Origin of the sequence: Nocardia barduliensis, assembly GCF_013315795.1 — a bacterium.
Taxonomy (GTDB): Bacteria; Actinomycetota; Actinomycetes; order Mycobacteriales; family Mycobacteriaceae; genus Nocardia; species Nocardia barduliensis.
In genome coordinates this window covers 1-26234 of sequence record NZ_JABLTE010000053.1, presented here as the reverse complement: position 1 = coordinate 26234, position 26234 = coordinate 1, and the positions used below count along the sequence as shown (strand labels likewise).

Here is a 26234-nt window from a genome sequence, read left to right as displayed (position 1 = left end):
TCGGGCGGACGATTGGGCGCGGCCGCGCCGGACGCCCAACTTGAATCACATGATTCATCTAGAATCAGGCGATGTCAATAGGTCGGGCCGCGTCGCGATGCGAGGATGGGCGGGTGAATGCGCCCAAGCTCTGGCGTGGCCAGACGCTGCAAGACCGATCCGAGGATCGCCGCGAGCAACTGCTGGACGTCGGTCTCGAACTGCTCGGCACCGCGGGGACGAGCGCGGTGACGATGCGGGCGGTCACGCGCCAGGCCAACCTGAGCCCGCGCTACTTCTACGAAAGCTTCGACAGCCGCGAAACGCTGATCACCGCCGTCTACGACCGCGTCGAAGCGGCGTTGCGCGATCGGCTCTCCGCCATCGCGCCCGCCGCCGATGTGCAGGTCGGCGTGCGATCGGCGTTGGAGATCTGCGCGAGCTTCTTCGAAGAGGATCCGCGCCGCGCTCGGGTGCTGCTGCGCGAGCCGCTCGCCGATGACAACCTGCGCCGCCATATCGCCCTTCGCACGCCGACGGTCATCCGGGCCATGGCGCCCGTCCTCGGTCCCGCCGCCGCCGGGCTGTTCGCCAGCAGCGACGAAACCCTCGCCGCCATCGGCACCGCCCTCGCCGGTGCACTCACCGCGGTCTACCTCGACTGGGTCGACGGCCGCCTGCCGATCGACCGGGACGCCCTCGTCGACACCGCCGTCGGCATCGTCGTCGCACTGCTGGGGATCGCGTTCGAGGTCTGACGCGGAATGCGAGACCGAGAACATCGCCTGGGGCACGAGGAGCGGCTCGCCGATCGGGACCGACACGGCGGTCAGCGGCATGGACCGATGGCTCCACGGCATCGGGACATCGGCCCTTTCGATTATGGGTGGCACTGCTCTCGCGTCGGCCCGTTCGCGCGGACACGGTGACCAAGGACCCTGCGGTCCGGGCGCAACGTCCGTACCTCCCGGGCCGGTCACGGCGCAGACTCGCGGTATGACCGCAAACAACGAAGCGCCCGTCCTGCCGGTACCCGGTCATCGGACGATGACGGAGGCGCTGCGGCGCGCTGTCCGGGCGCCTTCGGTGCACAACACCCAGCCGTGGCGCTGGGTGTTCGACGGCGCCCGCCTGCACCTGTACACCGACGCCGACCGGCTGCTGCCCTCCACCGACCCGCACGGCCGCCAGCTGGTGATCAGCTGCGGAACCGTGCTGCATCATCTGCGGACGGTGCTCGCCGACCAGGGCTGGCACACCGACATCCTGCGCGCGCCCGACCGGCAGCGCCCCGATCATCTCGCGGTGATCGAATTCCGTCCCTGGGCCGCCCCGCCCGAGGGAATCCATACCCGCGCCCTGGCCATCGACGTGCGGCGCACCGACCGGCTGCCGATGACCGAACCGGCGGGCTTCGCCGAGATCCTGCCCCGGCTGCGAATGCTCACCTCCCCGCACGAGGTGGAACTCGACGTGCTGGCCGACAGCGCACGGCCCCGGCTGGCCGCGGCTTCGGAGCAGGCTGGTGCTCTGCGCCGCGACGATCTGCTGTACCAGGCCGAATTACGTTGGTGGGCAGGACATTCCGAAACTTCCGAGGGCGTGCCGCCGTCGGCGCTGGTGTCGGATGCGGAATTCGCCCGGGTCGACATCGGCCGCGACTTTCCCTCCGCGCCGCGTTCGATGCGGCGTGCCCAGTTGGAGGATCGCGCCGCGCTGCTCGTACTGAGCACCGACGGCGATTCGGTGACGCACTGGCTGCGCACGGGCGAGGCATTGTCGGCCGTGCTGCTGGAGTGCACCGCCGCGGGGCTGGCGACGTGCGCGCTGACCCACATCACCGAGCTTCCGACGACCCGCGGACTGCTCGCCGGCCTGATCCCGCGCCCGGGATCGCCGCAGGTACTGATTCGCGTCGGCACCGCGCCCGACGACGCGGACATGCTGCCGCCGACTCCTCGGCGACCGGTCGCGGAGGTCTTCACCGTCACCGGCTCCCACTGACCCACGTGCCCGGTACCGCCGCCCGACGGCGGGGCCCGGCCATGCCCGGGTGACCATGGTCCCGTCAGTGCGGGCACGAGGCCTCTCACCGGTCCGGGCGCGAACGGGCAGTCTCTTCAGTGGGGGACAGCATCCGTGAAAGGCACCTCCCATGAGCTACCACCGCGACCCCCTCGCACCAGCGGTGCACACCGCGCACGAGTGGCTGCGCACTCTGGCCGACGGACTCGCCACCGAAGACCGGGCCTTCGCGCACCGTGCGTTGCGCGCATGGTTGCACACCGTGCGTGACCGCATCGGCGTCAACGCGGCCGCGCACCTGAGCGCCCAGCTGCCCGAACTCCTGCGCGGGATCTTCTACGAGGGCTGGGTCCCCGCGCGGGTCCCCGTCCCGCACGACGTGCCCTCGTTCCTCGACCAGTTCGCCCTGGAAGCAGGCGTATCCCGCGACGAGGCCTACGCGCTGGCGGGTGCCGTGACCGACGCACTGGCCGACCTGTTCTCACCCGGGCAGCTCGACCACGTCTTCGCGTTGCTTCCGGAGGACATGCGGCACATTCTGCGCGGAACCGACCTGGCGGGCACCTTGCAGGAAACCGCGGTCACCCGGCCGGAAGCCTCGCGCTTCGACGAATTGGACAACCGGTTGCGAGCGCTGACCGACGTGGTGGCCGTACTCGCCCGCAGCCTCGAGGAAACCGCCGGTAGCGCGGCGCATGACACCGGGCGAGTTTCCGCCGCCCAGCAAGCCCAGCGGATCCTGATCGCCGAAGGACTCACCCGCGCCGACACGCCGACTGGCTGATCAGCCCCCGCAGGCCCGCGCTGCCCTCGATGCTCCACGCACGCGGCCCGTTGAGGCCGGGCCTTGCCTGCGGGCGGCGTCCGTCACTATGCCTGTTCGATCCCACAAGAGGACTTTGGTCGGTACCGAGCCGCCTGCCCGATGCGTAGTGTCGACCGCGCAACTGCTCCCCCGGATTGGACACCACCATGATCACGGTGTTTCTGGTCGACGACCACGAAATCGTCCGTCGCGGTCTCGTGGACCTGCTCTCCGACGACCCGGAGCTGTCCGTCGTCGGCGAGGCGGGCGATGTCGCCCAAGCCCTCGCCCGGATTCCGGCGCTGCGGCCGGACGTCGCCGTACTGGACGTGCGCCTGCCCGACGGCAACGGGATCGAACTGTGCCGCGATCTGCTGTCGAAACTCGACGATCTGCGCTGCCTCATCCTCACGTCGTTCACCGACGAGCAGGCCATGCTGGACGCGATTCTGGCCGGGGCCAGCGGTTATGTGGTCAAGGACATCAAAGGCATGGAGTTGGCGAAGGCGATCAAGGAGGTCGGCGCCGGACGCTCGCTGCTGGACAACCGCGCCGCGGCCGCCCTCATGCAGCGGCTGCGCGCGAACACCGAGGACGGCCCGCTGGCCGCGCTCACCGAGCAGGAACGCAGACTTCTCGACCTGCTCGGCGAAGGGCTGACCAACCGGCAGATCGCCCAGCGCATGTTCCTGGCCGAGAAGACGGTGAAGAACTACGTCTCCCGGCTGCTGGCCAAGCTCGGCCTCGAACGGCGCACCCAGGCAGCCGTCTACGCTTCCAAGCTCCGATCCCGGCCGTCCGGGTCCACGATCGACTTCTGACCCGCGTTCCCGGAGTCCTCGCCAGGCGTTGGCCGTTCTTTTCCGCGACCAGGTGAAATATTCTTGACCCATGGCGAGCAGCCGCGCTGACGGTGTTCCGGGAGCAGCGCAGACGAGCGATTACGCCTCGGCCGACACCTACTCGGTCCGCGATACGCTCTCGCAACTGCGGCTGCGCGAACTGCTGGGCGAGGTCAAGGATCGCATCGAGCAGATCATCGACGCCCGCGACCGGATGGACGGCCTGATCGAGGCCATGCTGACCGTCACCTCCGGCCTGGACCTGGGTCGCACCCTGCGCACGATCGTGCACACCGCGATCTCCCTGGTCGACGCCCGCTACGGCGCGCTCGGCGTCCGCGGCCACGATCAGCAGCTGACCCAGTTCATCTACGAGGGCATCGATGAACCGACCCGCACACTGATCGGGGATCTCCCCCAGGGCCACGGGGTGCTCGGCCTGCTGTTCGGCCGACCCACACCGATCCGGCTGGACAACCTCGCCGAACACCCCTCGTCGGTCGGTTTCCCCGCCCACCATCCGCCGATGCGCACCTTCCTCGGCGTGCCCGTCCGCATCCGCGACGAAGTCTTCGGCAATCTGTATCTCACCGAGAAGGCGGGCGGTCAGCCGTTCACCGAAGACGACGAGGTCATCGTGCGAGCCTTGGCCGCCGCGGCCGGTATCGCCATCGACAACGCCCACCTGTACGAATCCGCCCGCACGCGGCAGGCGTGGATCGAAGCCACCCGCGACATCACCACCGAATTCCTCGCAGGCACCGCGCCGGACCAAGTCCTGACCCACTTGGTGGAGGCCACGCGTCGGCTCACCGGCTCCGAGCGGACCTTTCTCGCGGTCGTGCCGGACCCGGAAAGCCCGCCGGAGGAGATCACCGAGCTGTTGATCACCCACGCCGCGGGCGCCCCGGACAACCAGCGGATCGTCAGTTTGTCGTTGGGCGACACCACGATCGGCCGGGCGTTCGGACTGCGCTCCCCGCAGCGCGTCGACGACGCGCGCCGCGCCGATCTCGGCAAGATCTTTCCCGACGCCGGACCCGCGCTGGTCCTGCCGATGCAAACGTCCGATTCCACCGTGGGCGTGCTGGTGGCGCTGCGCGCGGTGGAATCAGCTCCCTACAACGACGAGACCCTCGAACTGACCGCCGCGTTCACCGAACAGGCGGCACTGGCGATGCAACTGGCCGACGCTCAACGGCGCGTGCGAGAACTGGACATCCTTTCCGACCGCGACCGCATCGCCCGCGATCTGCACGATCACGTGATCCAGCGATTGTTCGCCGTCGGCTTGAGCTTGCAGGGAACTGTCCCGCGCACCCGCGTACCCGAGGTGCGCGAACGGCTCACCGAAGCCATCACCGATCTGCAAGACGTGGTGCAGGAGATCCGGACCACGATCTTCGACCTGCACGGCGGCGACAGCCACAGCGCGCGGGTGCGGCAACGCATCGAGGAAGCGATCCGGCAGCAGACGGCCACCAGCGGAATCCGCACCTCCGTGCGCATCGGCGGCCCCCTCTCGGTGCTCGAGCCGGAACTGGCCGACCACGCCGAAGCCGTGGTGCGCGAAGCGCTCAGCAACACCGTCCGGCATTCCGGCGCGGCGTCGGTCTCGGTCGAGATAACAGTGGCCGACGACCTGACCATCGTCGTCGAGGACGACGGGTGCGGCATGCCCGGCGAGGTCACGCCGAGCGGCCTGGCGAATCTCGCGCGGCGCGCGGAGGACGCGAGCGGGAGTTTCACTGTCGCTGCCGGTGCCGGCACGGGAACCCGGCTGTGCTGGAAAGTGCCGCTGCGGTGACGCTCGAAACGTGCCGACGGCCCGCCCGGCTTCGGAAGTTCGCCGGGTCGGCCGGGCTTCTCAGGACTCGAACAGCAAATACAGACCGGTAAAGGTGAAACCGACCATGGTCAGCATCAGAGCGAGTTGACCGGTGAGCCGGTGCGCCCGGGGCAGCAGTCGCAGGCAGCGGTCGTGCGCGGCGGCGACCCCGAGGATGTGACCGACGACCACGGCCAGCACTTTGATCGTGCCAAGCACGCCGGGGTGAGCGGACAGCACGTAGGCGACCTCGCGATCGGCGAGGCCGAGCAGATTCCATCCTCGCCCGAACGGGTCCGCGAACAAGATCACTGTCGCCTGGCCCTTCTCCACGAGAAACGTCAGGTAGTGGGCTATCAGATAGCCGGCGACGATCGGGGTGAGACTGTGCGCGAGGCGGGCCGGAAGCCGCCGCCGTCGAGCTTCCTCCAGGCCGCCGGTCGCTCGGGCCGCGGTCCGGAACGCGACGCCGACCACGCCGATGAAGCCGAGCAGCCCCAGCGTGTTCAGCACGACCGGCCAGACGTCGGACCCACCGTCACCTGCGTCGGCCAGTAGTCCGCGCCACGAAGGGAACGTGGTGAAGCTGTCGAACGCGGTCGAGCCGAGCAGGGTGGCGGCGACGGCCACCGCGCCGATCCGCGCCGGGGTGCCCGCCAGGTTGTCCAACGGCGAGCGCAGGACGAGTTCACCGGTCCGGCGGCGTCCGAACGGGCTCAGCCTGCCCAGCAGGCTGCTGTACACCTCGAGCGGATCGGCGCGCTCGGCCCACGCGGTACCGCACACGATCAGGCCGATCGTCGTCACGACGAGGTATGCCGCCAGCCACGTGGTGACCGCCCCCACCGAACCCGGTTCCGGGTAGGCCAGTTCCAGCCAGACGAAGGAGAACAGACCGAGCACCGCGGGCCACTGGCCCCAGCGGCTGGGATAGCGAACCAGACCGCGTCCGGGCGGGCGCCGCCACGCCAGGCAGATGACGCGGTGCACCGCGCGCGCCGGGGAAAGCACCTTCCACACGGGTCCGGCGAACAGCGAGGCGACCATGACACCGACCCACAGGAAGATGTAGACGACGCCGGGAACAGGATTATCGGCCGGATCCGAGGGACCGAACAGACCGATCGCGAGGACCCCGACGGTAGCGGCCACGCTCACCAGCGATATCGCGGCTCGGACAATTCCGGAGTCCACGACCGTCGCGACGATCGCCGGCAGCGCGACTCCGGGCGATCGCGGTTCCAGCCGTGGCTCGCGCCAGGCGAACGCCAGCACCGCGAAGGAGAACGTCAAGGCCCAGGCCGCCCCGACGAGGGCATACGACAGCGGGATCGGCAGATCGGCGGCTCCGCCGATGCCGTGGGCGAGCACCGTCATCCGCGTACGAGCAGTGTCGCCACCGTGCGGCGCGCGTGGTGCAGTTCGATCTCCACCCGGCCCGGCACGTCCACGGTGAACCGGAACCGCTGGCCAGTGCCCGGAGTGACCGCGAAGGTGTGCTCGGGCGAGGCATGGACGTGCAATTCATCGTGGGCGTCGCTGTCGACCACGATCTCGATCGGTCGGCCCACGCGCGTCTCCAAGCGGACGTCGGCCGGGCTCACCGAACCCCCGGCGATCCGAACGGCTACGACGAGACTGTCCGAGTCTTCGGCGATCGCGCTCGTCGATGTGGTGGTGGCGGAATCGGTCGCGGCGCAGCCGGCCACGAGCACACCACCGAGCAGCAGCACGAGCGCGCCCCAGCGCCGCACCGAACCCATCACTCCTCCTTGTCCACGCTGTGCTCGGACCGCGAACCCTGCGCCCGCTCCCGATCCTCCGCACGACGGTCGCGCAGCGCGACGAACACGACGACCGCTACGACCAGAAAGGCGGGCAGGAAGGCCGGGATGGCCAGCAGGATCGAATGATCGGCCAGCACGTCCACGCCGTCGTAGCCCTGGGTCATCGGGAAACCACCGGCTCCTCGGCCGGTCGGCTCGCGTGCGGATACCGGTCGTTGACCCGTGCCGCGCCCCAGGACAACGCCCAGACCAGCACGAGGCTGCACAGCAGCACGACCAGCGACGCCGCGGTGAACAACCAGGACGGGAAATCGAACGAGCGCTCCCGCTGCAGCACGGTGATCTCGGCGATGAACGGCCGGGTGAACGAGGCCAGGGCCGGGACCTCGTCGACGCCGATGCCCGGGTCGGCGGCCATGAAGATCGGCGCCGCGGTCAGGACGCGGCCGTCCTGCAGGCGCAGTACGGTCTTCCACGTTCCATGGGCTGGAACAGGTTTGGTGGACACGTAGTGGCCGGGGCCGACGCGCTGCAGTCGGTCCACGACCAGACCGCGACCGGGACTGTCGGTGCCGATGCCGCCTTGCCAGGCCAGGATCTGCATCCATTCGGGGTCGGCGCCGACGAGATCGGTGGGCGTGACGCGAACGTCGGCGAGCACCATCCTCCCGCCCGCGTCCGACGCGGCGTCGCGGAGGGTCACGGTGGCTTCGGCTCGCTCCGGTACGGCGGTGATCAGCCCGTTGGCGGTCGCGGCCGCCACGATCACCACCGCGGCGACCATCAATCCGCGGCGCACCGGCGGACGGGGCAGCGGTTCACCGCGCAACGCCATGGCCAGCAGCGCGCCGACGACACCACCGGCGATGCCGGTGGGCACGGCCATCGCGAGCAATTCCGGCCACATGGCGGCGGGCCAGGGATTGACGAACATCGCACGGACCCACAGGGATTCCAGCCACAGCCCAACGGTCGCGATGCCGAGTCCGCACGCCGCGCCCCACCAGATCGGTCGCCTGGCCAGGGGCAGCAGCGCGAGCAGTTCCACCACGATCGCGCAGCCGAGATAGAGCGGGAAGACGTTGCGCGGGGCGTCGATGATCGGCCCGCCGACCAGCACGGCCACCACGGTGCGGACCAGGGCGGCGAAGCCGACGACGACGAGGGTGCTGAACGGCCCGAGGCACGCGCGGGCGGCGACCAGGGAGATGGCGGCCGCCGCCACCATGAGCATCGGTTGCAGGACGAGCCGGAACTGCTGCACGCCGAAGTCGAATTCCACCTGGAACACCGACAGGCCGATGAGCAGGCCGCCGAAGGCGAAGGACCGCAGCAGCCACATGCGCCGTCCGTCGGGGCGGTCGGGTTCGGGCTTGCTGTGCCTGCCCTCGAACTCCAGCAGCAGCACACCGACCAGCGACAAACCGGCGCCGCCGATGAGCATCAGGTGGGTGGGGCCCCACAGCGTGACGTCCTGACCGAACAGCCGGTGCCAGATGTCGTCGAGGGGGAAACCGATCAGCGCGTAGAGACCGGCGCCCGCGAGGAGGATGCCGCCGACGGGCGCGTACCAGGTACGGGTGATCCGCACCGCGGCGGCGCCTGGCTTTTCGTCCAGCGGAAGCACGATCGCCGACATCCCGGCGGTGAACAGGAAGAACAACCCCGCCAAGATGAAGTAGTGCGCCGGATTCGCCAGCGGCCCGTCATCGCGTCCGTTGCCCACGTGCAAGCTGACGTCCCAGATGAATCCCAGCAGGGCGGTCAGGATGGTCGCGAGGAACAGCGCTAGCGGGAGCGCGACCCAGCCGGGCCGATTGAACAGTCGCCCGAGCCGGTCGGCCACGCGCTGCAGCCACGTGATGCGACGGGTGCGGTGCAGGTAGCCGATCCACAGCAGCACCACGGCGACCAGCCCCGCAGCACCGGTCATGGCCGCTACCTGGTCCAGTGCCGCTCCGCCGCCCTCGGTGCCCGGGGCGGCGAACCATCCGAACTCGGCATGCGCGAGAGCGCGCACGGGAGACCTCCATCACACGAAGTAGTTATATGTTACGAACGGTAGCATAAACATTTCCGCACCGGGGTAAGTTCGGTCGAAATCGCCGCACCGAGTCCGTTCACCCGACGATCGGCAGGTCGCGCTCTTCGTCCAGCCTGGTCAGCGTCCGTTGCATGAGGCCGGTGACGTGCCGGTAGGCCCGTTCGATGTCGAGCTCCGGACCCAGCGTTTCCCGCAGGTCGATCGGGTCCAGGAACTCGACGGTGATCTTGCTGGGCAACGGCAGGTGCCCGGCGAGATCACCGATGTTCAGTCCCCACGGCAGGGCGATCGAGATCGGGAACACCTTCAGCCGCAGCATCCGGTCCAGCCGCAGGAGGCGCGCGATCCGATCCCCGCGCGTGAGCACCAGTTCACTCTGCTGCGCACCGATATTGACCACGGGCACGATCGGCACCCGCTCGTTCCAGGCAAGGCGCAGGAAGCCGGTGCGACCGGCGAAGTCGATGCGGCCCTCCTCCCAGGTAGGGCGGTGCACCTCCCAGTCGCCGCCGGGGTAGACCAGCACCGCCGCACCGTCGCGCAGCGCCTGCTCGGCGTTGCCCTGGTCGGCGTTCACCGTGCCGAAGCGGCGCAACAACGACCCGATCACGGGATAGGCCATCACCATGTCGTGGGCCAGCTGGAAGAAGGGCCGGTTCGGGCCGAAACGGCGGACGAACGCCAGGGTGGTCACCAGAACCTCCGGCGGCACGTTGCCGCCGGAGTGATTGGCCACCAGCAAGACCGGCCCCTGCTCCGGTACCCGCTCCAGGCCGCGTACCTCCGCCCGGAAATAGAGGCGGACCAGCAGCCAGCCCAGGTCCATGGTGTCGGCGATGAACCGCGGGTCGCGGTCGGCGGGATCGGCGGTGGGAACGCGGGCCTCGACTTGCTGGGCCACCCAGTTCGTCGCTCGGTCGAGCGTTCCCGTCGCCAATCGAAGGACATTCATGGGCCAGGTTTCCGGCTAGGCGCCGGTCGAGAGCAACTGATCGAAGAATGCCCGGTAGCCGCGCAACGCCTGCCGCAGGCCCTCGGTGTCGGACGTGTCGCCGAGCCGCGCGTCCAGTTCGCGTTTGCGCTCCTGGTAGGTCGTGACCAGCTGCTCGATGGTGCCGCCGAGCAACTCGTCGGCACGGCTGACGGCGGCCCTCGGGTCGTCGACGAAGGTGACCTGGACCTCTCGCCACTGGGTGCGCAGGCGATCGAGTTCGGTTTCGGGGATCAACGGCGCGAGCTGGTCGTTCGCCGCGGGAGCGGTCGATGTGCCGTCCGATTCGCGGGCCACGTCTTGCGGCACCGCCTGCGTGGCAGTGGCGGCGCTGCCGCGCTCGACGTCGCCGGCGAACTCCGCTCGTCCGGCACCGGTCGCGGACTCCCCCGCAGCGCCGTGCTCGCGCACCACGCCGGAGTCGTCGGCCACGCGACCGGACGCGTCACGTTCGAAAGCATCGCCGCTGGTCGCCCTGTGCTCGGAGTCGTCGATCGTGCTCGCGGTCTGTCCGGTGTCGCGCCCGACCGCCGCGGTGTCGCCGACCGGCTCGGCGTGGCCTTCGTGGCGACGGTCGGTCGCGTCGCCGTACTGGTCGGAGTGCGACCCGACGGGCTCCCCCGTCCTGGCCGCATCCTCATCCGCCCTGGTGTGCAGTCGTCGCTCGGATTCGGTGCTCATGATTTCACGTCCTTGTTCCCCTGATCGGCCCCGCCGAGCAGGTCCTTGAAAAGTTCCCGGTAGTGCACGACTGCCGTGCGCCGGTCCTCGGTGGACACCTCGGCGCCCCTGCGCGTCGCGATCTCGTGCGCGGCGCGATAGTGGCCCAACGGCTCGGCGTGCTCCACGGAAAGATCGGCGAGCTGCTGCTCGTAGTTCTCCGTGGGGTATCCGCGTTCGGCCATGATCGTGGTGACGAGTCGGTCGGCCTCGGTCAGCGCGCCGGCGGGGTCGTCGATGAATCGCTCCTGTACCTCGACCCAGCGGGTGGTGTAGACCCGCTTCTCGTCGTCCGACAGCTCGCGTAGCCGCAATTGTGCGTGCCTGCGCTCGCGTTCGGCGAGTTCTTGTTCTGCCGTCTTGCGGTCCTCGAGTTCCTGAACCGTCCGGTCGTACTCGGGGCCGAATCTGCGGCGTAATCGCTGCCTGCGCACCATCGGCCAGACCAGGAACGCCAGAACGGCCGCGATGACGATGACGATGACGGCGATGATCACCCATGCTCCAGCCGACATCTTGACCTCCTTGCCGAGCTTGTTCGCAGGGGTAATGCCTCTTCTCGGTAGTTCCAAACTCCTGATCTTCGGCGTGTTCGGCGTAGTCGGCCCGGCCGGCTCCCGATCCGCGCTGACGGATGGACGACGTTTCACCAGAACCGATTTCGGCTGCCGAGTGGACTCCGTGGCGGGCCGGGCGGCACGCAAAAAGAGCCGCAGACCACTGGTCCGCGGCTCCTTGTGCGATGGGTGTTCAGCGCATCAGCGCAGGGCGCTTGCTGTCGAAGCGCCAGCCCGGCACGAGGTACTGCATCGTCGCGGCGTCGTCCCGATCGCCAAGGCCCTCCCGCAGGTAGAGCTCGTTGGCGGCGGCGACACGTTCCTCGTCGAGGTCGACGCCGAGACCGGGGCGCGCCGGCAGGGTGAGCATGCCGTCGGCGATGCGATACGGGTCGCGGGTGATTCGCTGGCCGTCCTGCCAGATCCAATGGGTGTCGATGGCGGTGATGGCGCCCGGGGCGGCCGCGGCGACGTGGGTGAACATCGCCAGGGAGACGTCGAAGTGGTTGTTGGAGTGCGAGCCCCAGGTCAAACCCCACGCATCGCACAGTTGGGCGACGCGGACCGAGCCCGCCATGGTCCAGAAGTGCGGATCGGCGAGGGGGATGTCGACGGCGCCCGCGCGCACGGTATGGCCGAGTTCGCGCCAGTCGGTGGCGATCATGTTGGTGGCGGTGGGCAGGCCGGTGGCCCGCTTGAACTCCGCCATCACCTCACGACCGGAGTAGGAACCCTCCGGGCCCACCGGGTCCTCGGCGTAGGCGAGCACGTCGGTCAGCTCACGACACAGTGCCACGGCCTCGCTCAGCAGCCATCCACCGTTCGGGTCCAGGGTGATCCGCGCGTCCGGGAACTCCTCGGCGAGCGCGCGGACCGCGGCGGCCTCGTCGCGCCCGGCCAGCACGCCGCCCTTGAGTTTGAAGTCCCGGAATCCGTAGCGCGCACGGGCGGCACGGGCCAAAGCCACCACCGCGTCCGGGGTGAGCGCGGCCTCGTGCCGCAGCCGCAGCCACGTATCGGCGTCGTCGGGCTCGTCGGCGCCGGAACGATACGGCAGGTCGGTGCGGGTGCGGTCGCCGACGAAGAACAGGTAACCGAGCACCGGCACCTGGGTGCGCTGCACACCCTCGCCGAGCAGCGCTGCCACCGGCACCTCCAAGTGCTGCCCGAGCAGGTCGAGCAGGGCGGATTCCACGGCGGTGACGGCGTGCACGGTGACTCGCAGATCGAACGTCTGGCTGCCGCGTCCGCCCGCGTCGCGAGCGGCGAAGGTGCGGCGGATGTCGCCGAGCACGGCGTGGTGGTCCCCGACAGAGCGGCCGAGCACCAATTCCCTGGCGTCGGTAAGGGTGGCGCGGATGCGTTCGCCGCCGGGGACCTCGCCCACTCCGGTGCGGCCTTCGGAATCGGTGAGGATCACCAGGTTGCGGGTGAAGTAAGGAGCGTGCGCGCCGCTCAAGTTGAGCAGCATGCTGTCGTGGCCCGCGATCGGCACGACGCGCATGCCGGTGACGCGAGGGGTGCGGGGCGAAGATGTCATGACCGGTTCTCCAAGGTGGTGACGGCGAGGGCGTTCGGGGCGGCGGCCGGTGCGCGATCGGCGGCAGGGTCGGCGGGAGCGGCGAAATCGGTATCGGGGGCGCCGGATCGCGCTTCCCGGCGCACCAGCAGCACCGACGCCGCGGCGAGGACCGAGGCCGCGGCCAGCGCGTACAGACCCCAGGTCACCTCACCGGTGGCCGATTTGATCAGGCCGAAGCCGTAGGGCGCGACGAACCCTCCGAGGTTGCCGATGGAGTTGATGATGGCGATGGCCGGGGCCAGCACCAGCGGGTGCAGGCCCGATTGCGGGATGGACCAGAACAGCGGGCTGGCGCTCTTGAAGCCCATGGCGGCGATGCACAGGAACACCAGTGCGAGCCACGGCGAGGTGATCGCGGCCAGGTAGGTGCCGACGGCCGCGGTGAGCAGCGCGATGATCAGCAGCGGCCTCCGGTTGCCGGTGCGGTCGCCGATCCGGGCGGAGACGTACATGGCCACCACGGCGCAGATCCACGGCAGGGAGGCCAGCAGGCCGACGGTGATGTCGTTCACGCCGTCGATGCGGCGGATGATCGAGGGCAGCCAGAAGGTGTTGGCGTAGATCGAAAGCTGGATCGCGAAGTAGATCCAGCAGAACAGCAGCAGCTTCGGGTCGGCGAGCATGCGCCAGCGCGACGCCTTGTGCGCCATGCCCGAATTGACGGCCTTGTCGATCTCCTCCTCGGCAATGGTTTCACCGAGCGCTTTCCGTTCCCCCGCCGTCAGCCATTTCGCGTCTTCGATTCGGGAATCCAGGAAGAAGAAGGCGATGCAGCCGACGATCACCGAGACCATTCCCTCGATACCGAACATCCATTGCCAGCCGTGCAGGCCGGCGCCGCCGTCGAGTGAGAGCAGCGGGCCGGACAGCGGGCCGGAGATCGCCGCAGCGATCGATGAACCGGCGACGAACAGCGCGGTGGCGCGGCCGCGGTGGCTGTTGGGCAGCCACTTGGCCAAGTAGAAGATCACCGCGGGGAAGAAGCCCGCTTCGGCGGCGCCGAGCAGGAAGCGCAGGACGTAGAACATGGTCGCGTTCTGCACGAACATCATCGCCGCCGAGATCAGGCCCCAGCTGATCATGATGCGGGTGAGCCAGATGCGGGCGCCGAATTTCTCCATCATCACGTTGCTCGGCAATTCGAACAGCGCGTAAGCGATGAAGAAGACTCCCGCGCCGAACCCGTACGCGGCGGCGCCGATGCCGACGTCCGCCTCGAGGTATTCACGGGCGTAGCCGATATTCGATCGATTGATCTGATTGCAGATCAACATGACGATGAACAGCGGGACGACTCGTCGAAAGAATTTCGATACGGCCGCATCCAGTTCCGCTGCCGGCTGCCGAGTGAACGACATCGTCCACTCCTTTCGGTCGAACCACCACCGCGCTGTGCGGTGCTGTGGGAAGAGATCGTCGGGGCGAGTGACTCGCCTCACAGCACCGAACTTAGAGAGCGGGCACGATTCCCGTCCAACACCAATTACGGATGAATCGATACAGGAAAGGTATCGGACGGCCGCTGCTCCGCTACGCCCAGCCCCCGCAGCAGCCGCGCCAGCGCCGGGTTCTCGTTGTCCTGCCGCCAGACGAGATCGAGTTCCACCACCTGCGCGATCTCCGCGAGCGGCCGGTACCGCACCTTGTCGAAGCGCATGCCCGCCGCCGATTCGGGCACCAGCGCCGCGCCCCAGCCCAGGTTGACCAAGGCCAGGATGCTGTGCACCTGGGTCATGTACTGGGTGACCGCCGGCACCACCGCCGCGGCGTGCAGCACGCTGGTCACCAGTTCGTGGAAGTAGCGCGCCTCCACCGGCGCATACATGACCATGTCCGCGCCGTGCAGGGTCGCGATCGGCAGCGAATCGGCCGAGGCGGCGAGCGGATGATCCCCCGGCAAGGCCGCGATCAAGCCTTCGCGCACGAAGGTGCGGGCACTCAGATCCGGGCGGGTGATCGGCGGGCGCACCATGCCCAGATCCAGTGAGCCGTCCGACAGCGCCTCGACTTGGTCCATGGTCACCAGTTCGCGCAGTTCCACGTCGACGTCCGGCAGCAGCGTACGCGCGGTCGCCAGGACCAAGGGCAGGCCGGAGTGCACGCTGGCGCCGGTGAAACCCACCCGCAGCACCCCGCCGGTGCCCGCCGAGACCCGGCGCACCGCCAGGGTCGCGCGCTCGGCCTGCTGGAGCAGGCGGCGCGCGTCTACCAGGAAGGCCTGACCGGCCCGGGTCAGCCGGACCGTGCGGTTGGAGCGATCGAACAGTTCCGCGCCCACTTCCTTCTCCAGCAGTTGGATCTGCCTGCTCAGCGGCGGCTGCGTCATCCGAAGTCGCTCCGCCGCGCGCCCGAAGTGCAGTTCCTCGGCGACGGCCACGAAGTGGGTGAGCTGCACAAAGGTGAACATTCGATACCGACCTTGTATTGATGGATATGCAAACAGTGTTGGACGTGAATCATATGTCGTTCCTAGGGTGGGCTCAGCTGGCCCATCGAACAGGAGCGCCCATCATGACCACTGCCGCACCGCAGGACATCGCCCGGAAACTCGGCTCCGGTCTGCTGTCCTTCCCGGTCACCCATTTGCGTGCCGACGGCTCGTTCGACGAGGCCGCCTACCGCGAGAACATCGCCTGGCTCGGCGGCTACGACGCGTCCGGCCTCTTCGCCGCGGGCGGCACCGGCGAATTCTTCTCGCTCACCCCCGCCGAGGTGGAGCAGGTGGTGACCGCCGCGGTGGCCGAGGCGCCGGAGGGGCTGCCGGTGATCGCGCCGGCCGGTTACGGAACGGCCACCGCGGTCGAGATGGCGCGAGCGGCGCAACGCGCGGGCGCGCACGGAATCCTGCTCCTGCCGCCCTATCTCACCGAGGCGAGCCAGGAGGGGCTGGTCGCGCACGTCCGGCAGGTGTGCGCGGCCACGGACCTCGGCGTCATCATCTATTCGCGCGCCAACGCCGCCTACACCGAGACCGCCGTCGCCGAGCTCGCCGACCGGTGCCCGAACCTGATCGGATTCAAGGACGGCATCGGGAACATCGAGCAGATGACCCGCATCTACGCCGCCCTGGGTGACCGGCTCACCTACGTGGGCGGACTGCCGACCGCGGAGATGTTCGCGCTGCCCTACCTGGCCCTCGGCGTCACCACCTACTCCTCGGCCATCTACAACTTCGTCCCGGAATTCGCGCTCGCCTTCTACCGGGCGCTGCGCCGCGGCGACACCGCGTTCGTCCGCACCGCGCTCAACGACTTCGTGATCCCCTATTGCGACCTGCGCAACCGGAAGCCGGGCTACGCGGTGAGCATCATCAAGGCAGGCATGAAAGTGATCGGACGCCCGGCCGGACCGGTGCGCAGCCCGCTGACCGACCTCGACGAAGTCGAACTCGCCGAGCTGGCCGATCTCGTGAAGAAAGTGAGCTGATGACCGCCCCTCGTATCGACGCAGCGCATCTCACCGGCGCCAACCTGGTGGGCGCGGCGGATGTTCCCGGCGCCGCCGACGCGCCGTTCCACGCGACGAATCCAGCGACCGGAGCCGAACTCACCCCGGTGTATCGGGAAGCCGACGCCGCGACGGTGACCCATGCCGCCGAACTGGCCGCGGCCGCGTTCGAGCGCTATCGGCACACCGGCTTCGGAGTGCGCGCCGCGTTCTTGGACAGCATCGCCCAGCAGATCGAAGCACTGGGCGATGGCCTGGTCGAGCGGGTGATCGCCGAGACCGGCCTGCCCGAGACGCGGGTGCGCGGTGAGATCGCGCGCACCACCGGCCAGCTGCGGCTTTTCGCGGACGTGGTGCGCGAGGGCAGCTGGACCGGCGCCCGCTGGGACCGGCCCGACCCGGCGCGCAGCCCGCTGCCGAAACCCGACCTGCGGCAACGCCGAATCCCGCTGGGCCCGGTCGCGGTGTTCGCGGCGAGCAACTTCCCCCTCGCGTTCTCGGTGGCCGGGGGCGACACCGCGTCCGCGCTGGCCGCGGGCGCACCGGTGGTGGTGAAGGCGCACCCCGCCCATCCGGGCACCTCCGAGCTGGTGGGACGGGCCGTACGCGCGGCCGTGCGCGAGCACGACCTGCCCGAGGGCACCTTCTCCCTGATCCACGGCGGCGTCGACACCGGGTTGGCGCTCGTGCGCGACCCGCGCATTCGGGCCGTTGGCTTCACCGGCTCGCGGCGGGGCGGGCTCGCGCTCGTCGCGGCCGCCGCCGCGCGCCCGGTGCCCATTCCGGTATTCGCCGAGATGTCCAGCGTCAACCCGGTCTTCGTGCTGCCCGCGGCCTTGGCCGAGCGCGGCGCACGGCTCGGCGCCGAATTCGTCGCCTCGCTCACCACCGGTGTCGGTCAGTTGTGCACCAGCCCCGGTTTGGTGTTCCTGGCCGACGGCCCCGGCGCCGACGATTTCGTCGACGCGGCGAGCTCGCGGATCGCGGCCGCGACCGGTGCGCCGATGCTGAACCCGGGCATCGCCGCGGCGTTCGCCGCCGGAGCGCGACGGCTGGCCTCGACCGACGATGTGCGCTCAGTCGCGACCGGCACCGCCGACGGGGCCGCCTGCACCGGCGTGCCACAGCTGTTCGTGACCACAGGTGAGCGGTTCCTGGCCGACCGGGAACTCCAGGAGGAAGTGTTCGGGCCCGCCTCGATCATCGTCCGGGTATCCGGAGCGGAGCAGCTGGCCGCCCTCGTCGACGAACTCGAGGGCCAGCTCACCGCCACGGTGCACGCCGCGCAGGCGGATCGCGCACTCGCCCGCACCCTGCTCGGCAAGCTCGAACTCATCGCGGGCCGGGTGCTCTTCGACGGCTGGCCCACCGGGGTGGAGGTCGGTCACGCGGTGGTCCACGGCGGCCCCTTCCCCGCGACGAGCGCGCCCTCGACCACTTCCGTGGGCAGCCGCGCCATCGAGCGGTTCCTCCGCCCGGTCGCCTACCAGAACGTCCCCGACGACCTTCTCGCCGACGAGATCCGCGCGGACAACCCGCTCGGCATCTGGCGGCGCGTGGACGGGGCCATCACGCGGGACTGAGATCCAGTCCCCGCGCGGATACGACGCGGCACGCCCGGCCGCACGACCGGGCGTGCCGCCGCGCCCGGCTGGAGTTCAGGCCCAGGCCTGCTGCAACGGGGGGAAGAGCTTCGCCCAGAATTCGCGGCGTACCGCATCCCACAGCCTGGTCAGCTCCGGAAGAAGCTCTCGCGCCTGCGCGAGGTCGGGGTAGTTGTCCGGAGTGAAGCAGACGACCGGCGAAGCGTCGCGGGTGTTGTTCACGGCGACGATCGCGATCAGGTGGTGGTGGACAAAGCGCCACGTCACGCGTACCCCGTCGACTTCTGTATGGCGCACGTCATCCATCTTCGACACCCCGGCGGCGTGCGCTCCGCCCGTGCTCGGGCCGTCCACGGTCGCCCGGCCGAATCGCGCTCTGGGCCGCTGTCTCGGCGCGACCGGGGGCACGCCACCGTTGGCGCTCGCTCTGACTGCTCTGGTTCTCGAACATGGAGAAATCCTGCTTCGATCGTGACGCCGACGCGTCCAGATGCCCATGGGGCAGTTCCACCGTGTAGAACATAAGACATTAGATTTCATAGTTCAATAGGCACCGGCGGAAAATCGCGCCGAGTTCGCCGAGACCACCGCGGCGCAACCGCCGCGTGGCAGCGACCCTCCTGGTCCCGAAGCGCGTCGCGTACAAGAGCGAAGGCGGCTCTCACCGGCACAACGCCGCCCAGGTAGCCGCTCCTCCTACCACGGACAGGCGGTAGAGGCGTACGGTGTACCTATAACTCTAGAGTTCATATTTCAAGTGTTCCTTGGCTAGGATTCGAATCACATCCCCCACCGAGGAGTCGCGTTGTCCAAGCAGGAGAGCGCCGGACTGACCGCGCTCGGCGCCGTGCTGTCGCCGCTCGAAGGCGGCGGTCCGAAAACCGAGGCCGTGGTGCAGCGACTCTGCGCTGCCATCAGCCTCGGCCTGATGGTCGACGGCCAGCAGTTGCCGAGCGAAACCGATCTCGCCAACCAGCTGGGTGTGTCGACGATGACCCTGCGCGAGGCGTTGGCCGTACTCCGGCAGCGGGGCATCGTGCACACCAAGCGCGGACGCGGCGGCGGCAGTTTCATCCGCGGTGCGGCGGAGGCGCTGGAGGGCACGTCGCTGGCCCGGTTGCAGCAGATGAGCATCCAGGAGTTGCGCGATCTGGGCGACGAGCACTTCGCCGTCACCGGAGCGGCCGCGGTATTCGCCGCGCGCCGCGGGTTGCGGGCCGATATAGCCCGGCTCCGATCTCTGGCCGACCGGCTGAAGGACAGCAGCGAACCCATTTCCGCCCGCCGGGCCGACAGCCGCTTTCATATCGAGATGGCCGTGTGCGCGCAATCCACCCGACTCACCCGCGCCGAGGTCGCGTTGCAGGCTGAACTCTCCGCTTTACTCTGGCTGCCTCGGCTGAAATTGGACCCGGCGGCCGAAGCCACCGCTCATCGCGACTTGGTGGACGCGATCGAGAGAGAAGACGATGCCCGGGCGAGGGAACTGGCAGAATCACAAACCGAGTCACGTATCCGCCGCCTCGTCGCCCTACGCTTGGAGCTCAGTTGATCGATGAGGGAAACCGATGACATTCCAGTCCCGGTGACCGTCGAGTCGCTCGCCCAGGCCGTCACGGAACTGGCCGAGGAGATCTACCGGTCGCTGGGGACCATCGGGACCGGGCTGACGACGCTGTGGCAAGGGTTGGCCGAGAACCCGCAGCACGCTCCCCGATCGACCGACTTGGCGCCACTGCGCGAGACCATCGTCGGAGAACTCGAGCAGCGCGGAAATCTGTTCGAAAGCGCGGGCGTCGTGATGGCCGACGGCGTTCTCGCGGACCGCCCCCGGCATTTGGACTGGTGGTCACTGGACGCACAGCGCGCACCGCAGCGTCTGATTCTGGAATTGAATCCGCGCAGCGAATACTTCTACGACTACACGCGAATGGAATGGTTCGAGATCCCGCGCGACCAAGGTCGGCGGTGGGTGTACGGGCCGGGTCTCGACTACGCGTGTACCGATCAATACATCTGCACATTCGCGATACCGGTCACGGTCCCATCGGGAACCTTCCTCGGAATTGCCGGCGCCGACGTCCCGGTCGCCTCGATCGAAGAAGTGCTACTTCCGCGATTCCGGGCAGCGGGTCAGCGGGTGGTTCTGGTCAACAGCGAGGGCCGCGTCATCATGGGAACCGATCCCGAATTCACCACCGGATCCAAGACGAGCCGGATGGATCGATCTGCCGCGGCGGTTCCGGTCGAGGCGACGCCTTGGTCGTTGCACCCGCTGGGATCGCACTGATACCCCCCAGGGCAGCGATGAGCGGACCGGCGCGCGACCCGGCCGCGGGCAGTCCCGACTGATGGACGGTGCACGGTGCGCCCCGATGAATGGGGTCGTGCGTCCCAGACGAATTCGCCGAATACTCGTGCCCATGAAGGCGATCATCGCGAGCCTCCTCGTGACGGCCACACTCCTCGCTCCCCTGTCGACCGCGTCCGCCGCGCCGCTCGAACAGCAGGCGGCCATCGCGGAGAGCGGATCGGCCTCGACCGGGTCGGCCACCCAGGCGCTGTGCCGGTTACTGCGCATGCTGCGCGCCGGGTGGGTCGACAGTTCCGGCGGCGGCCCCGCCTGCACATTCCCCTGACGCCGCGCGCGGTAAGCGGCATGGACGCGGCCCGAGAGGCGCCGCGGCCGGCCGTTCGCGGATTCATGAATAGGCTCTCATAGCCTAGAAGTATTGTCGCACAGTCGATCTCGGCGTCGGAGATGAGTTCTCGCGCTCCGGTGCGACGGGGTTGCCCGAGTAGCGGAAGTCGACCGATCGAACGCCAACGGGCGGGTCCTCGTCGCACTGGAGCACCTGGTCGGCGGAAGATGTGAGACACAGCATAATTCGCCACACGCTGCAGTATGCCGCGCCGTGGGCAGGCCACCGGCTGTGTACTGTCCCGACGGGGCGGACGGTATGGACTTCTCGCGGGAGGGCTACCAGTCTGTCTGCGACACCGTCGCGAGCACGTAGCGATCCCGGGGGCCGGAACGATGATTCGGCTGCCACCCAGCACCACCTGAAGGAGAAAGCACCGGAAATGAAGATGGACCGCCGTTCTGCGCGTGGAAATCGCCGTCGCCGTTCCGGCGGTCTACTCTTCGGGCAACTACTCACCGCCGCGGTCGAATCCGCCGCCGACACGGTGGCGATTCGATTCAGTCCGACAGGCGACTCCGCCGACGCCGTGGAGCTGACCTATCGGCAGCTCGACGAATCGTCGTCCCGGTTGGCGCGTGAGTTGATCGACCGGGGCGTGGGGCCCGGCGACGTGGTGGCCATCGGCATCCGGCGCTCCATCGAGTCGGTTCTGTCGGTGTGGGCGATCGCCAAGACGGGCGCCGCGTACGTGCCGATCGACCCCACCTACCCGCCCGAGCGGATCGCGTACATGGCCTCCGATTCGGGAGCCGCGCTCGGCCTGACCACTTCGGCATACCGCGAAGCGCTCGGCACGTCCATCCCCTGGCTCGAACTCGACGATCCGCGGAACCAGGAACGAATCGGGCAGCGGCCCGCGCACCCGGTTTCGTACACCGATCGGGTGCGGCCACTCACCGAGCAGCATCCCGCTTACGTCATCTTCACTTCCGGCTCGACCGGCCGGCCCAAGGGCGTCGTGGTCACCCACTCCGGATTGGGCGCGATGGTGGCCTCCGAACGGGAGCGCTACGACGTCACCGAAGGCTCCCGGGTGATGCACATCTGCTCGCCGAACTTCGACGTGTCGGTGCTGGAACTGCTGCTCGCCTTCGCCACCGGCTCGACCCTCGTGGTCGCGCCGCCGACGGTATTCGGCGGGTTCGAACTCGCCGATCTGCTGCGACGCGAACGCGTCACGCACATGCTCATCACACCCGGCGCGTTGGAATCGGTCGATCCCGCCGGTCTCGTGGATCTGCGAGTCGTCATGGTCATCGGTGACAGGTTCGGCCCCCACCTGGTGAGCCGGTGGGCAGCCGACGGCCGCGCGATGATCAACGGCTACGGCCCGACCGAAGCGACGGTCATCGCGACCAGCAGCGCGCCGCTCGTGCCGGGTGAGACCGTCACCATCGGTAGCGCAATACCCGGATTCGGTGTATTCGTGCTGGATTCGCGCCTGCGCCCGGCCCCGGCCGGAGTGGTGGGCGAGTTGTATCTGTCCGGCCCAGCGCTGGCGGCGGGCTATCTGAACCGGCCAGGTCTCACCGCGGCACGTTTCGTGGCCACCCCCTTCGGTGGCGAGGCCGGAAATCCGGGCTCACGCATGTACCGAACCGGCGACTTGGCCCGCCGCCTCGGTTCCGGCGGCATCGAGGTCCTCGGACGTTCGGATTTCCAGGTGAAGGTGCGCGGCTTCCGCGTCGAACTGGGCGAGATCGATGACGCGCTGAGCCGCCATCCGGAGGTCGAATTCGCGGCGACGCTGGGCAAGCGCCAACCGAACGGCACGACCATGTTGGTGTCCTATGTCCTGCCCAAGGCGACCGAGCTGGACGCGGCAGGGATCGAAACCGAGTTCGACACCACCGAACTCTTCGATTTCATCTCCGAGACGTTGCCCGCCTACATGCTTCCCTCGGCGATCATCGTGCTGGACGAGATCCCGTTGACGCCGGTCGGCAAGCTCGACCGAGCGGCGTTGCCCGAGCCGATGTTCGCCGCGCGGGCGTTCCGTGCGCCGTCGACACCGGTGGAGGAGATCGTCGCGGAGGTCTTCGCGGCGCTGCTGGTGCCCGAGGAGGACGGGCGCGTCGGTGTCGACGACGATTTCTTCGAGCTCGGCGGTAATTCTTTGCTGGCGGCGCAGGCGGCGGCGCGGATCGGTTCCGCGCTGGATGTGCGCGTTCCGGTGCAGTTGTTGTTCGAGGCGACGACGGTCGCCGCGCTGGCGGCTCGGGTGGAGCAGCATGCGGGGTCGGCGGCGGGTCAGGCGTTGCGTGCGCTTCCGCGGCCGGAGCGGGTGCCGTTGTCGTATGCGCAGCAGCGGATGTGGTTCTTGAACCGGTTCGATCCGGGTAGCGCGGTGAACAACATTCCGGTGGCGGTGCGTTTGTCGGGACGTCTGGATGTGGCCGCGTTGCGGGCGGCGGTCGGTGACCTGGCCGAGCGGCACGAAGTACTGCGCACCCTCTACCCGGACCTCGACGGCGAGGGTTATCAGCTGGTGTTGCCGGTGGCGGATCCGCGGGCGGTGCCGGAGCTGGTGGTGGAGCGGGCACAGGAGTCGGAGGTACCCGAGTGGGTGGCCTCGGCCGTAGGCGAGGGTTTCGATGTGACGGTGGCGCCGCCGGTGCGGGTGCGGTTGCTCGAGCTGAGCGATTCCGAGTACGTGCTGGTGTGCGTGGTGCACCACATTGCCGGCGATGGCTTCTCGATGGGTCCGTTGACGCGGGATCTGATGAGCGCTTATGTCGACCGTATAGGTGGTGGCGGGCCGGAGTGGCCGCCGTTGCAGGTCCAATACGCCGATTTCGCGTTGTGGCAGCGGGAGGTCCTCGGTGACGAGGACGATCCGGAGTCGTTGCTGGCCCAGCAGATCGCGTTCTGGCGGGCGGGGTTGGCCGGATTGCCCGAGCAGCTGGAGTTGCCCGCGGATCGGCCTCGCCCTGCGGTGTCGTCCCATCACGGTGCCACGCTGGGTTTCGAGATCGATGCCGATGTGCACGCCGCGTTGAGCCGGGTCGCGCAGGAACACAATTCGACGTTGTTCATGGTGGTGCACGCGGCGTTGGCGGTGTTGCTGGCGCGGTTGTCGGGCACCCGCGATATCGCCGTCGGCACTCCGGTCGCGGGGCGTGGCGAGGCGGCGTTGGATGAGCTGATCGGCATGTTCGTCAACACGCTGGTGCTACGCACCGACATCGACCCCGGAGCGCGGTTCGATGAGCTGCTCGCCGCGGTGCGGTCGGTGGATGTGGAGGCCTTCGGGCATGCCGACGTGCCGTTCGAGCGGCTGGTGGAGCTGCTGGACCCGCCGCGATCGGCGGGACGCCACCCGCTGTTCCAGGTGATGCTGACCTTCCAGAACCTGGCGCGCACCGAACTGGAGTTGCCGGGACTGTCGGTGTCGGCGGTGGACCTGGCGGTGCCACTGGCGAAGTTCGACCTGCAGCTGACGGTGGCGGAGAACATCGACCCCCACGGTGAGGCGCACGGTTTGTCGGCGGCGTTCACCTATGCCACCGACCTGTTCGACGAGGCCACTGTGCAGGACTTCGCCGATCGGTTCGGTCGGATCCTGTCGGCGGTGGCCGCGGACGCCTCGGCGGTGGTCGGTGATATCGATGTGCTCGCCCCCGGGGAGCGCGAGTTGGTGTTGCGCGAGTTGTCGAACCCCGGCGCGGTGGCGCCGGAGGTGACGTTGGCGGACGTCATCGCCGAGCAAGTGCGATTGCGTCCGGACGCGGTCGCGATCCGTTTCGGTGACACCGCGCTGACGTTCGGTGAGTTGCAGCGGCGGGCCAATCGGGTCGCTCGGGCGTTGATCGCCCAGGGCGCGGGTCCGGAATCCTTGGTGGCGGTGGCGGTGCCACGCACGGAGGAACTGCCGGTCGCCCTGTTGGGTGTGTTGACCGCGGGTGCGGCGTATCTGCCGATCGACACCACCTATCCGGTGCAGCGGCTGGAGTTCATGCTCGACGACGCCGCCCCGGTGTGTGTGCTGACCACCGCAGACGAACGTGTCGCGGTACCGGCCGGGCAGGTGCCGGTGGTGGTGCTGGCCGAGGCGGAGAACTATTCCGACGCGCCGGTCGGTGACGCGGATCGGGCAGCGCCGCTGCGCGCGGACAATCTGGCGTATGTCATCTACACCTCCGGTTCCACGGGTGTGCCGAAGGGTGTGGGTGTCGCGCATCGCAACGTGGTGGAGTTGTTCGCCAACACGCAGCCGTTGTTCGGGTTCGGCCCCGACGACGTGTGGACACTGTTCCACTCCTACGCGTTCGACTTCTCGGTCTGGGAGCTGTGGTGCGCACTGGCGCACGGCGGCAGCGTGGTCGTGGTCGACTACCTCACCTCCCGCTCCCCGGAACAGTTCCGCGAACTGCTGATCAGCGAACGGGTCACCGTCCTCAACCAGACGCCCTCGGCGTTCTATCAGTTGGTGGAGGCCGATCGGGCGGCGACCGCGGGTGACCTGGCGTTGCGGTATGTGATCTTCGGTGGTGAGGCGCTGGATCCGCGCAAGCTGGGCCGCTGGTATGAACGCCACGGCGCGGGCGCCCGGTTGGTGAACATGTACGGCATCACCGAAACCACGGTGCACGTGTCATTTCTGCCCTTGCAGCCTCAGGACGCGCAGGACGGCGCCAGTGTCATCGGGCGCGCCATCCCGGGTCTGTCCGCGTATGTGCTGGACGGGCGTCTGCATCCGGCGCCGGTGGGGGCACCCGGTGAGATCCACGTCGTCGGCGCGCAATTGACGCGCGGGTACCTGGGCCGTCCTGGTTTGACGGCGTCGCGTTTCGTGGCGAATCCGTTCGGTGTGCCGGGGTCGCGGATGTATCGCTCCGGTGATATCGGCCGGTGGCGCGCGGCGGCCGACGACGCGGTGCTCGAGTACGCCGGGCGTGGTGATCAGCAGGTGCAGTTGCGGGGGTTCCGTATCGAGTTGGGGGAGATCGAGGCGGCGTTGCTGCGTTGTCCGGGGGTGAGTCAGGCGGTGGTTGTGGTGCGTGCGGACGAGCACGCCGGGGATCGGTTGATCGGGTATGTGGTGCCGGATGCGGGGACGAGTCTGGATGCGTCGGTGCTGCGGACGCAGGTGTCGGAGTTCTTGACCGGTTATATGGTGCCGGATGCGGTGGTGGTGCTGGATGTGCTGCCGTTGACGGGGAATGGCAAGTTGGATCGGCGAGCGCTGCCGGAGCCGGAGTTTGTCAGTGGGGTGGTGTTCCGGGCGCCGAGTTCGCCGGTGGAGCAGGCGGTGGCGGAGGTGTTCGCTGGTTTGCTGGGGGCGGGTGAGGTGGGGTTGGATGATGATTTCTTCGCGT

22 protein-coding genes are annotated in these 26234 nt (G+C 68.7%); 11 read left to right on the top strand and 11 right to left on the bottom strand.

Annotated elements, in window-relative coordinates:
- Positions 1–113: 113 nt before the first annotated feature.
- The 5 genes from HOV91_RS22295 (at position 114) to HOV91_RS22275 (ending at position 5458) form a co-directional block, all read left to right on the top strand.
- Positions 114–737: a TetR/AcrR family transcriptional regulator gene (locus HOV91_RS22295; RefSeq protein ID WP_174187361.1), complete on the top strand. Its 624-nt coding sequence runs from the start codon at positions 114–116 to the stop codon at positions 735–737.
- Positions 738–975: 238 nt separating this feature from the next.
- Positions 976–1983, top strand: a complete 1008-nt coding sequence (locus tag HOV91_RS22290; RefSeq protein ID WP_174187360.1) for an Acg family FMN-binding oxidoreductase — start codon at positions 976–978, stop codon at positions 1981–1983.
- 151 nt (positions 1984–2134) lie between these two features.
- Entirely contained in the window at positions 2135–2788 is a 654-nt protein-coding gene (locus HOV91_RS22285; protein ID WP_174187359.1) for a DUF2267 domain-containing protein, read from the top strand.
- Between the two features lie 188 nt (positions 2789–2976).
- Positions 2977–3630 (top strand): response regulator, encoded by a 654-nt coding sequence (locus HOV91_RS22280; RefSeq protein WP_174187358.1) that lies wholly within the window; start codon positions 2977–2979, stop codon positions 3628–3630.
- A 70-nt stretch (positions 3631–3700) separates the two neighbouring features.
- Positions 3701–5458, top strand: coding sequence for a sensor histidine kinase (locus HOV91_RS22275; protein ID WP_174187357.1), 1758 nt, complete (start codon positions 3701–3703; stop codon positions 5456–5458).
- A 60-nt stretch (positions 5459–5518) separates the two neighbouring features.
- On the opposite strand, the gene HOV91_RS22270 is transcribed toward HOV91_RS22275, so the two are convergent.
- The 10 genes from HOV91_RS22270 to HOV91_RS22225 form a co-directional block, all read right to left on the bottom strand.
- Complete coding sequence (locus tag HOV91_RS22270) at positions 5519–6856, bottom strand: hypothetical protein (RefSeq protein ID WP_174187356.1); 1338 nt, start codon at positions 6854–6856, stop codon at positions 5519–5521.
- Positions 6853–7242 carry a hypothetical protein gene (locus tag HOV91_RS22265; RefSeq protein WP_174187355.1) on the bottom strand — a complete coding sequence of 130 codons (390 nt, stop codon included), beginning with the start codon at positions 7240–7242 and terminating at the stop codon, positions 6853–6855. The genes HOV91_RS22270 and HOV91_RS22265 overlap by 4 nt, the downstream gene beginning before the upstream one ends.
- Entirely contained in the window at positions 7242–7430 is a 189-nt protein-coding gene (locus HOV91_RS22260) for a hypothetical protein (protein ID WP_174187354.1), read from the bottom strand. The genes HOV91_RS22265 and HOV91_RS22260 overlap by 1 nt, the downstream gene beginning before the upstream one ends.
- Entirely contained in the window at positions 7427–9199 is a 1773-nt protein-coding gene (locus HOV91_RS22255; RefSeq protein WP_246350556.1) for a hypothetical protein, read from the bottom strand. The genes HOV91_RS22260 and HOV91_RS22255 overlap by 4 nt, the downstream gene beginning before the upstream one ends.
- A gap of 187 nt (positions 9200–9386) precedes the next feature.
- A complete protein-coding gene (locus tag HOV91_RS22250; RefSeq protein ID WP_174187352.1) occupies positions 9387–10262 on the bottom strand; it encodes a 1-acyl-sn-glycerol-3-phosphate acyltransferase in 876 nt (291 codons plus the stop codon).
- Between the two features lie 15 nt (positions 10263–10277).
- Positions 10278–10982, bottom strand: a complete 705-nt coding sequence (locus HOV91_RS22245; RefSeq protein ID WP_174187351.1) for a hypothetical protein — start codon at positions 10980–10982, stop codon at positions 10278–10280.
- A complete protein-coding gene (locus HOV91_RS22240) occupies positions 10979–11536 on the bottom strand; it encodes a hypothetical protein (protein WP_174187350.1) in 558 nt (185 codons plus the stop codon). The genes HOV91_RS22245 and HOV91_RS22240 overlap by 4 nt, the downstream gene beginning before the upstream one ends.
- Before the next feature lie 235 nt (positions 11537–11771).
- Complete coding sequence (gudD, locus tag HOV91_RS22235; protein ID WP_174187349.1) at positions 11772–13118, bottom strand: glucarate dehydratase; 1347 nt, start codon at positions 13116–13118, stop codon at positions 11772–11774.
- Complete coding sequence (locus tag HOV91_RS22230) at positions 13115–14518, bottom strand: MFS transporter (protein WP_174187348.1); 1404 nt, start codon at positions 14516–14518, stop codon at positions 13115–13117. The genes gudD and HOV91_RS22230 overlap by 4 nt, the downstream gene beginning before the upstream one ends.
- Before the next feature lie 125 nt (positions 14519–14643).
- Positions 14644–15567, bottom strand: coding sequence for a LysR substrate-binding domain-containing protein (locus HOV91_RS22225; RefSeq protein ID WP_174187347.1), 924 nt, complete (start codon positions 15565–15567; stop codon positions 14644–14646).
- Positions 15568–15671: 104 nt separating this feature from the next.
- On the opposite strand from HOV91_RS22225, the gene kdgD reads away from it, so the two are divergent.
- Both kdgD and HOV91_RS22215 read left to right on the top strand, forming a co-directional pair.
- Positions 15672–16586, top strand: coding sequence for a 5-dehydro-4-deoxyglucarate dehydratase (gene kdgD, locus HOV91_RS22220; protein WP_174187346.1), 915 nt, complete (start codon positions 15672–15674; stop codon positions 16584–16586).
- Positions 16586–18190: an aldehyde dehydrogenase (NADP(+)) gene (locus tag HOV91_RS22215; protein WP_174187345.1), complete on the top strand. Its 1605-nt coding sequence runs from the start codon at positions 16586–16588 to the stop codon at positions 18188–18190. The genes kdgD and HOV91_RS22215 overlap by 1 nt, the downstream gene beginning before the upstream one ends.
- A 75-nt stretch (positions 18191–18265) precedes the next feature.
- Here the strand turns inward: HOV91_RS22215 and HOV91_RS22210 are convergent, their stop codons facing one another.
- Positions 18266–18517 (bottom strand): hypothetical protein, encoded by a 252-nt coding sequence (locus tag HOV91_RS22210; protein ID WP_174187344.1) that lies wholly within the window; start codon positions 18515–18517, stop codon positions 18266–18268.
- 541 nt (positions 18518–19058) lie between these two features.
- Here HOV91_RS22210 and HOV91_RS22205 point away from each other — a divergent pair.
- The 4 genes from HOV91_RS22205 to HOV91_RS22190 all read left to right on the top strand — a co-directional run.
- Positions 19059–19763 carry a FadR/GntR family transcriptional regulator gene (locus tag HOV91_RS22205; protein ID WP_217441018.1) on the top strand — a complete coding sequence of 235 codons (705 nt, stop codon included), beginning with the start codon at positions 19059–19061 and terminating at the stop codon, positions 19761–19763.
- A gap of 3 nt (positions 19764–19766) precedes the next feature.
- Positions 19767–20501 carry a cache domain-containing protein gene (locus HOV91_RS22200; protein ID WP_174187343.1) on the top strand — a complete coding sequence of 245 codons (735 nt, stop codon included), beginning with the start codon at positions 19767–19769 and terminating at the stop codon, positions 20499–20501.
- A gap of 133 nt (positions 20502–20634) precedes the next feature.
- Complete coding sequence (locus HOV91_RS22195) at positions 20635–20850, top strand: hypothetical protein (RefSeq protein WP_174187342.1); 216 nt, start codon at positions 20635–20637, stop codon at positions 20848–20850.
- A 445-nt stretch (positions 20851–21295) separates the two neighbouring features.
- Positions 21296–26234 (top strand): non-ribosomal peptide synthetase (locus tag HOV91_RS22190; RefSeq protein ID WP_174187341.1); only part of this gene is annotated, 4939 nt, incomplete at its 3' end.

What these genes read in the sequence shown, in the direction of transcription:
- HOV91_RS22250 (WP_174187352.1), bottom strand. Translation starts at nt 10,262, where the DNA reads ATGAATGTCCTTCGATTGGCGACGGGAACGCTCGACCGAGCGACGAAC.
- HOV91_RS22215 (WP_174187345.1), top strand. Translation starts at nt 16,586, where the DNA reads ATGACCGCCCCTCGTATCGACGCAGCGCATCTCACCGGCGCCAACCTG.
- HOV91_RS22240 (WP_174187350.1), bottom strand. Translation starts at nt 11,536, where the DNA reads ATGTCGGCTGGAGCATGGGTGATCATCGCCGTCATCGTCATCGTCATC.
- gudD (WP_174187349.1), bottom strand. Translation starts at nt 13,118, where the DNA reads ATGACATCTTCGCCCCGCACCCCTCGCGTCACCGGCATGCGCGTCGTG.
- HOV91_RS22200 (WP_174187343.1), top strand. Translation starts at nt 19,767, where the DNA reads ATGAGGGAAACCGATGACATTCCAGTCCCGGTGACCGTCGAGTCGCTC.
- HOV91_RS22285 (WP_174187359.1), top strand. Translation starts at nt 2,135, where the DNA reads ATGAGCTACCACCGCGACCCCCTCGCACCAGCGGTGCACACCGCGCAC.
- HOV91_RS22260 (WP_174187354.1), bottom strand. Translation starts at nt 7,430, where the DNA reads ATGACCCAGGGCTACGACGGCGTGGACGTGCTGGCCGATCATTCGATC.
- HOV91_RS22275 (WP_174187357.1), top strand. Translation starts at nt 3,701, where the DNA reads ATGGCGAGCAGCCGCGCTGACGGTGTTCCGGGAGCAGCGCAGACGAGC.
- HOV91_RS22225 (WP_174187347.1), bottom strand. Translation starts at nt 15,567, where the DNA reads ATGTTCACCTTTGTGCAGCTCACCCACTTCGTGGCCGTCGCCGAGGAA.
- HOV91_RS22195 (WP_174187342.1), top strand. Translation starts at nt 20,635, where the DNA reads ATGAAGGCGATCATCGCGAGCCTCCTCGTGACGGCCACACTCCTCGCT.
- HOV91_RS22270 (WP_174187356.1), bottom strand. Translation starts at nt 6,856, where the DNA reads ATGACGGTGCTCGCCCACGGCATCGGCGGAGCCGCCGATCTGCCGATC.
- HOV91_RS22245 (WP_174187351.1), bottom strand. Translation starts at nt 10,982, where the DNA reads ATGAGCACCGAATCCGAGCGACGACTGCACACCAGGGCGGATGAGGAT.
- kdgD (WP_174187346.1), top strand. Translation starts at nt 15,672, where the DNA reads ATGACCACTGCCGCACCGCAGGACATCGCCCGGAAACTCGGCTCCGGT.
- HOV91_RS22230 (WP_174187348.1), bottom strand. Translation starts at nt 14,518, where the DNA reads ATGTCGTTCACTCGGCAGCCGGCAGCGGAACTGGATGCGGCCGTATCG.
- HOV91_RS22265 (WP_174187355.1), bottom strand. Translation starts at nt 7,242, where the DNA reads ATGGGTTCGGTGCGGCGCTGGGGCGCGCTCGTGCTGCTGCTCGGTGGT.
- HOV91_RS22290 (WP_174187360.1), top strand. Translation starts at nt 976, where the DNA reads ATGACCGCAAACAACGAAGCGCCCGTCCTGCCGGTACCCGGTCATCGG.
- HOV91_RS22280 (WP_174187358.1), top strand. Translation starts at nt 2,977, where the DNA reads ATGATCACGGTGTTTCTGGTCGACGACCACGAAATCGTCCGTCGCGGT.
- HOV91_RS22255 (WP_246350556.1), bottom strand. Translation starts at nt 9,199, where the DNA reads ATGACCGGTGCTGCGGGGCTGGTCGCCGTGGTGCTGCTGTGGATCGGC.
- HOV91_RS22210 (WP_174187344.1), bottom strand. Translation starts at nt 18,517, where the DNA reads ATGGATGACGTGCGCCATACAGAAGTCGACGGGGTACGCGTGACGTGG.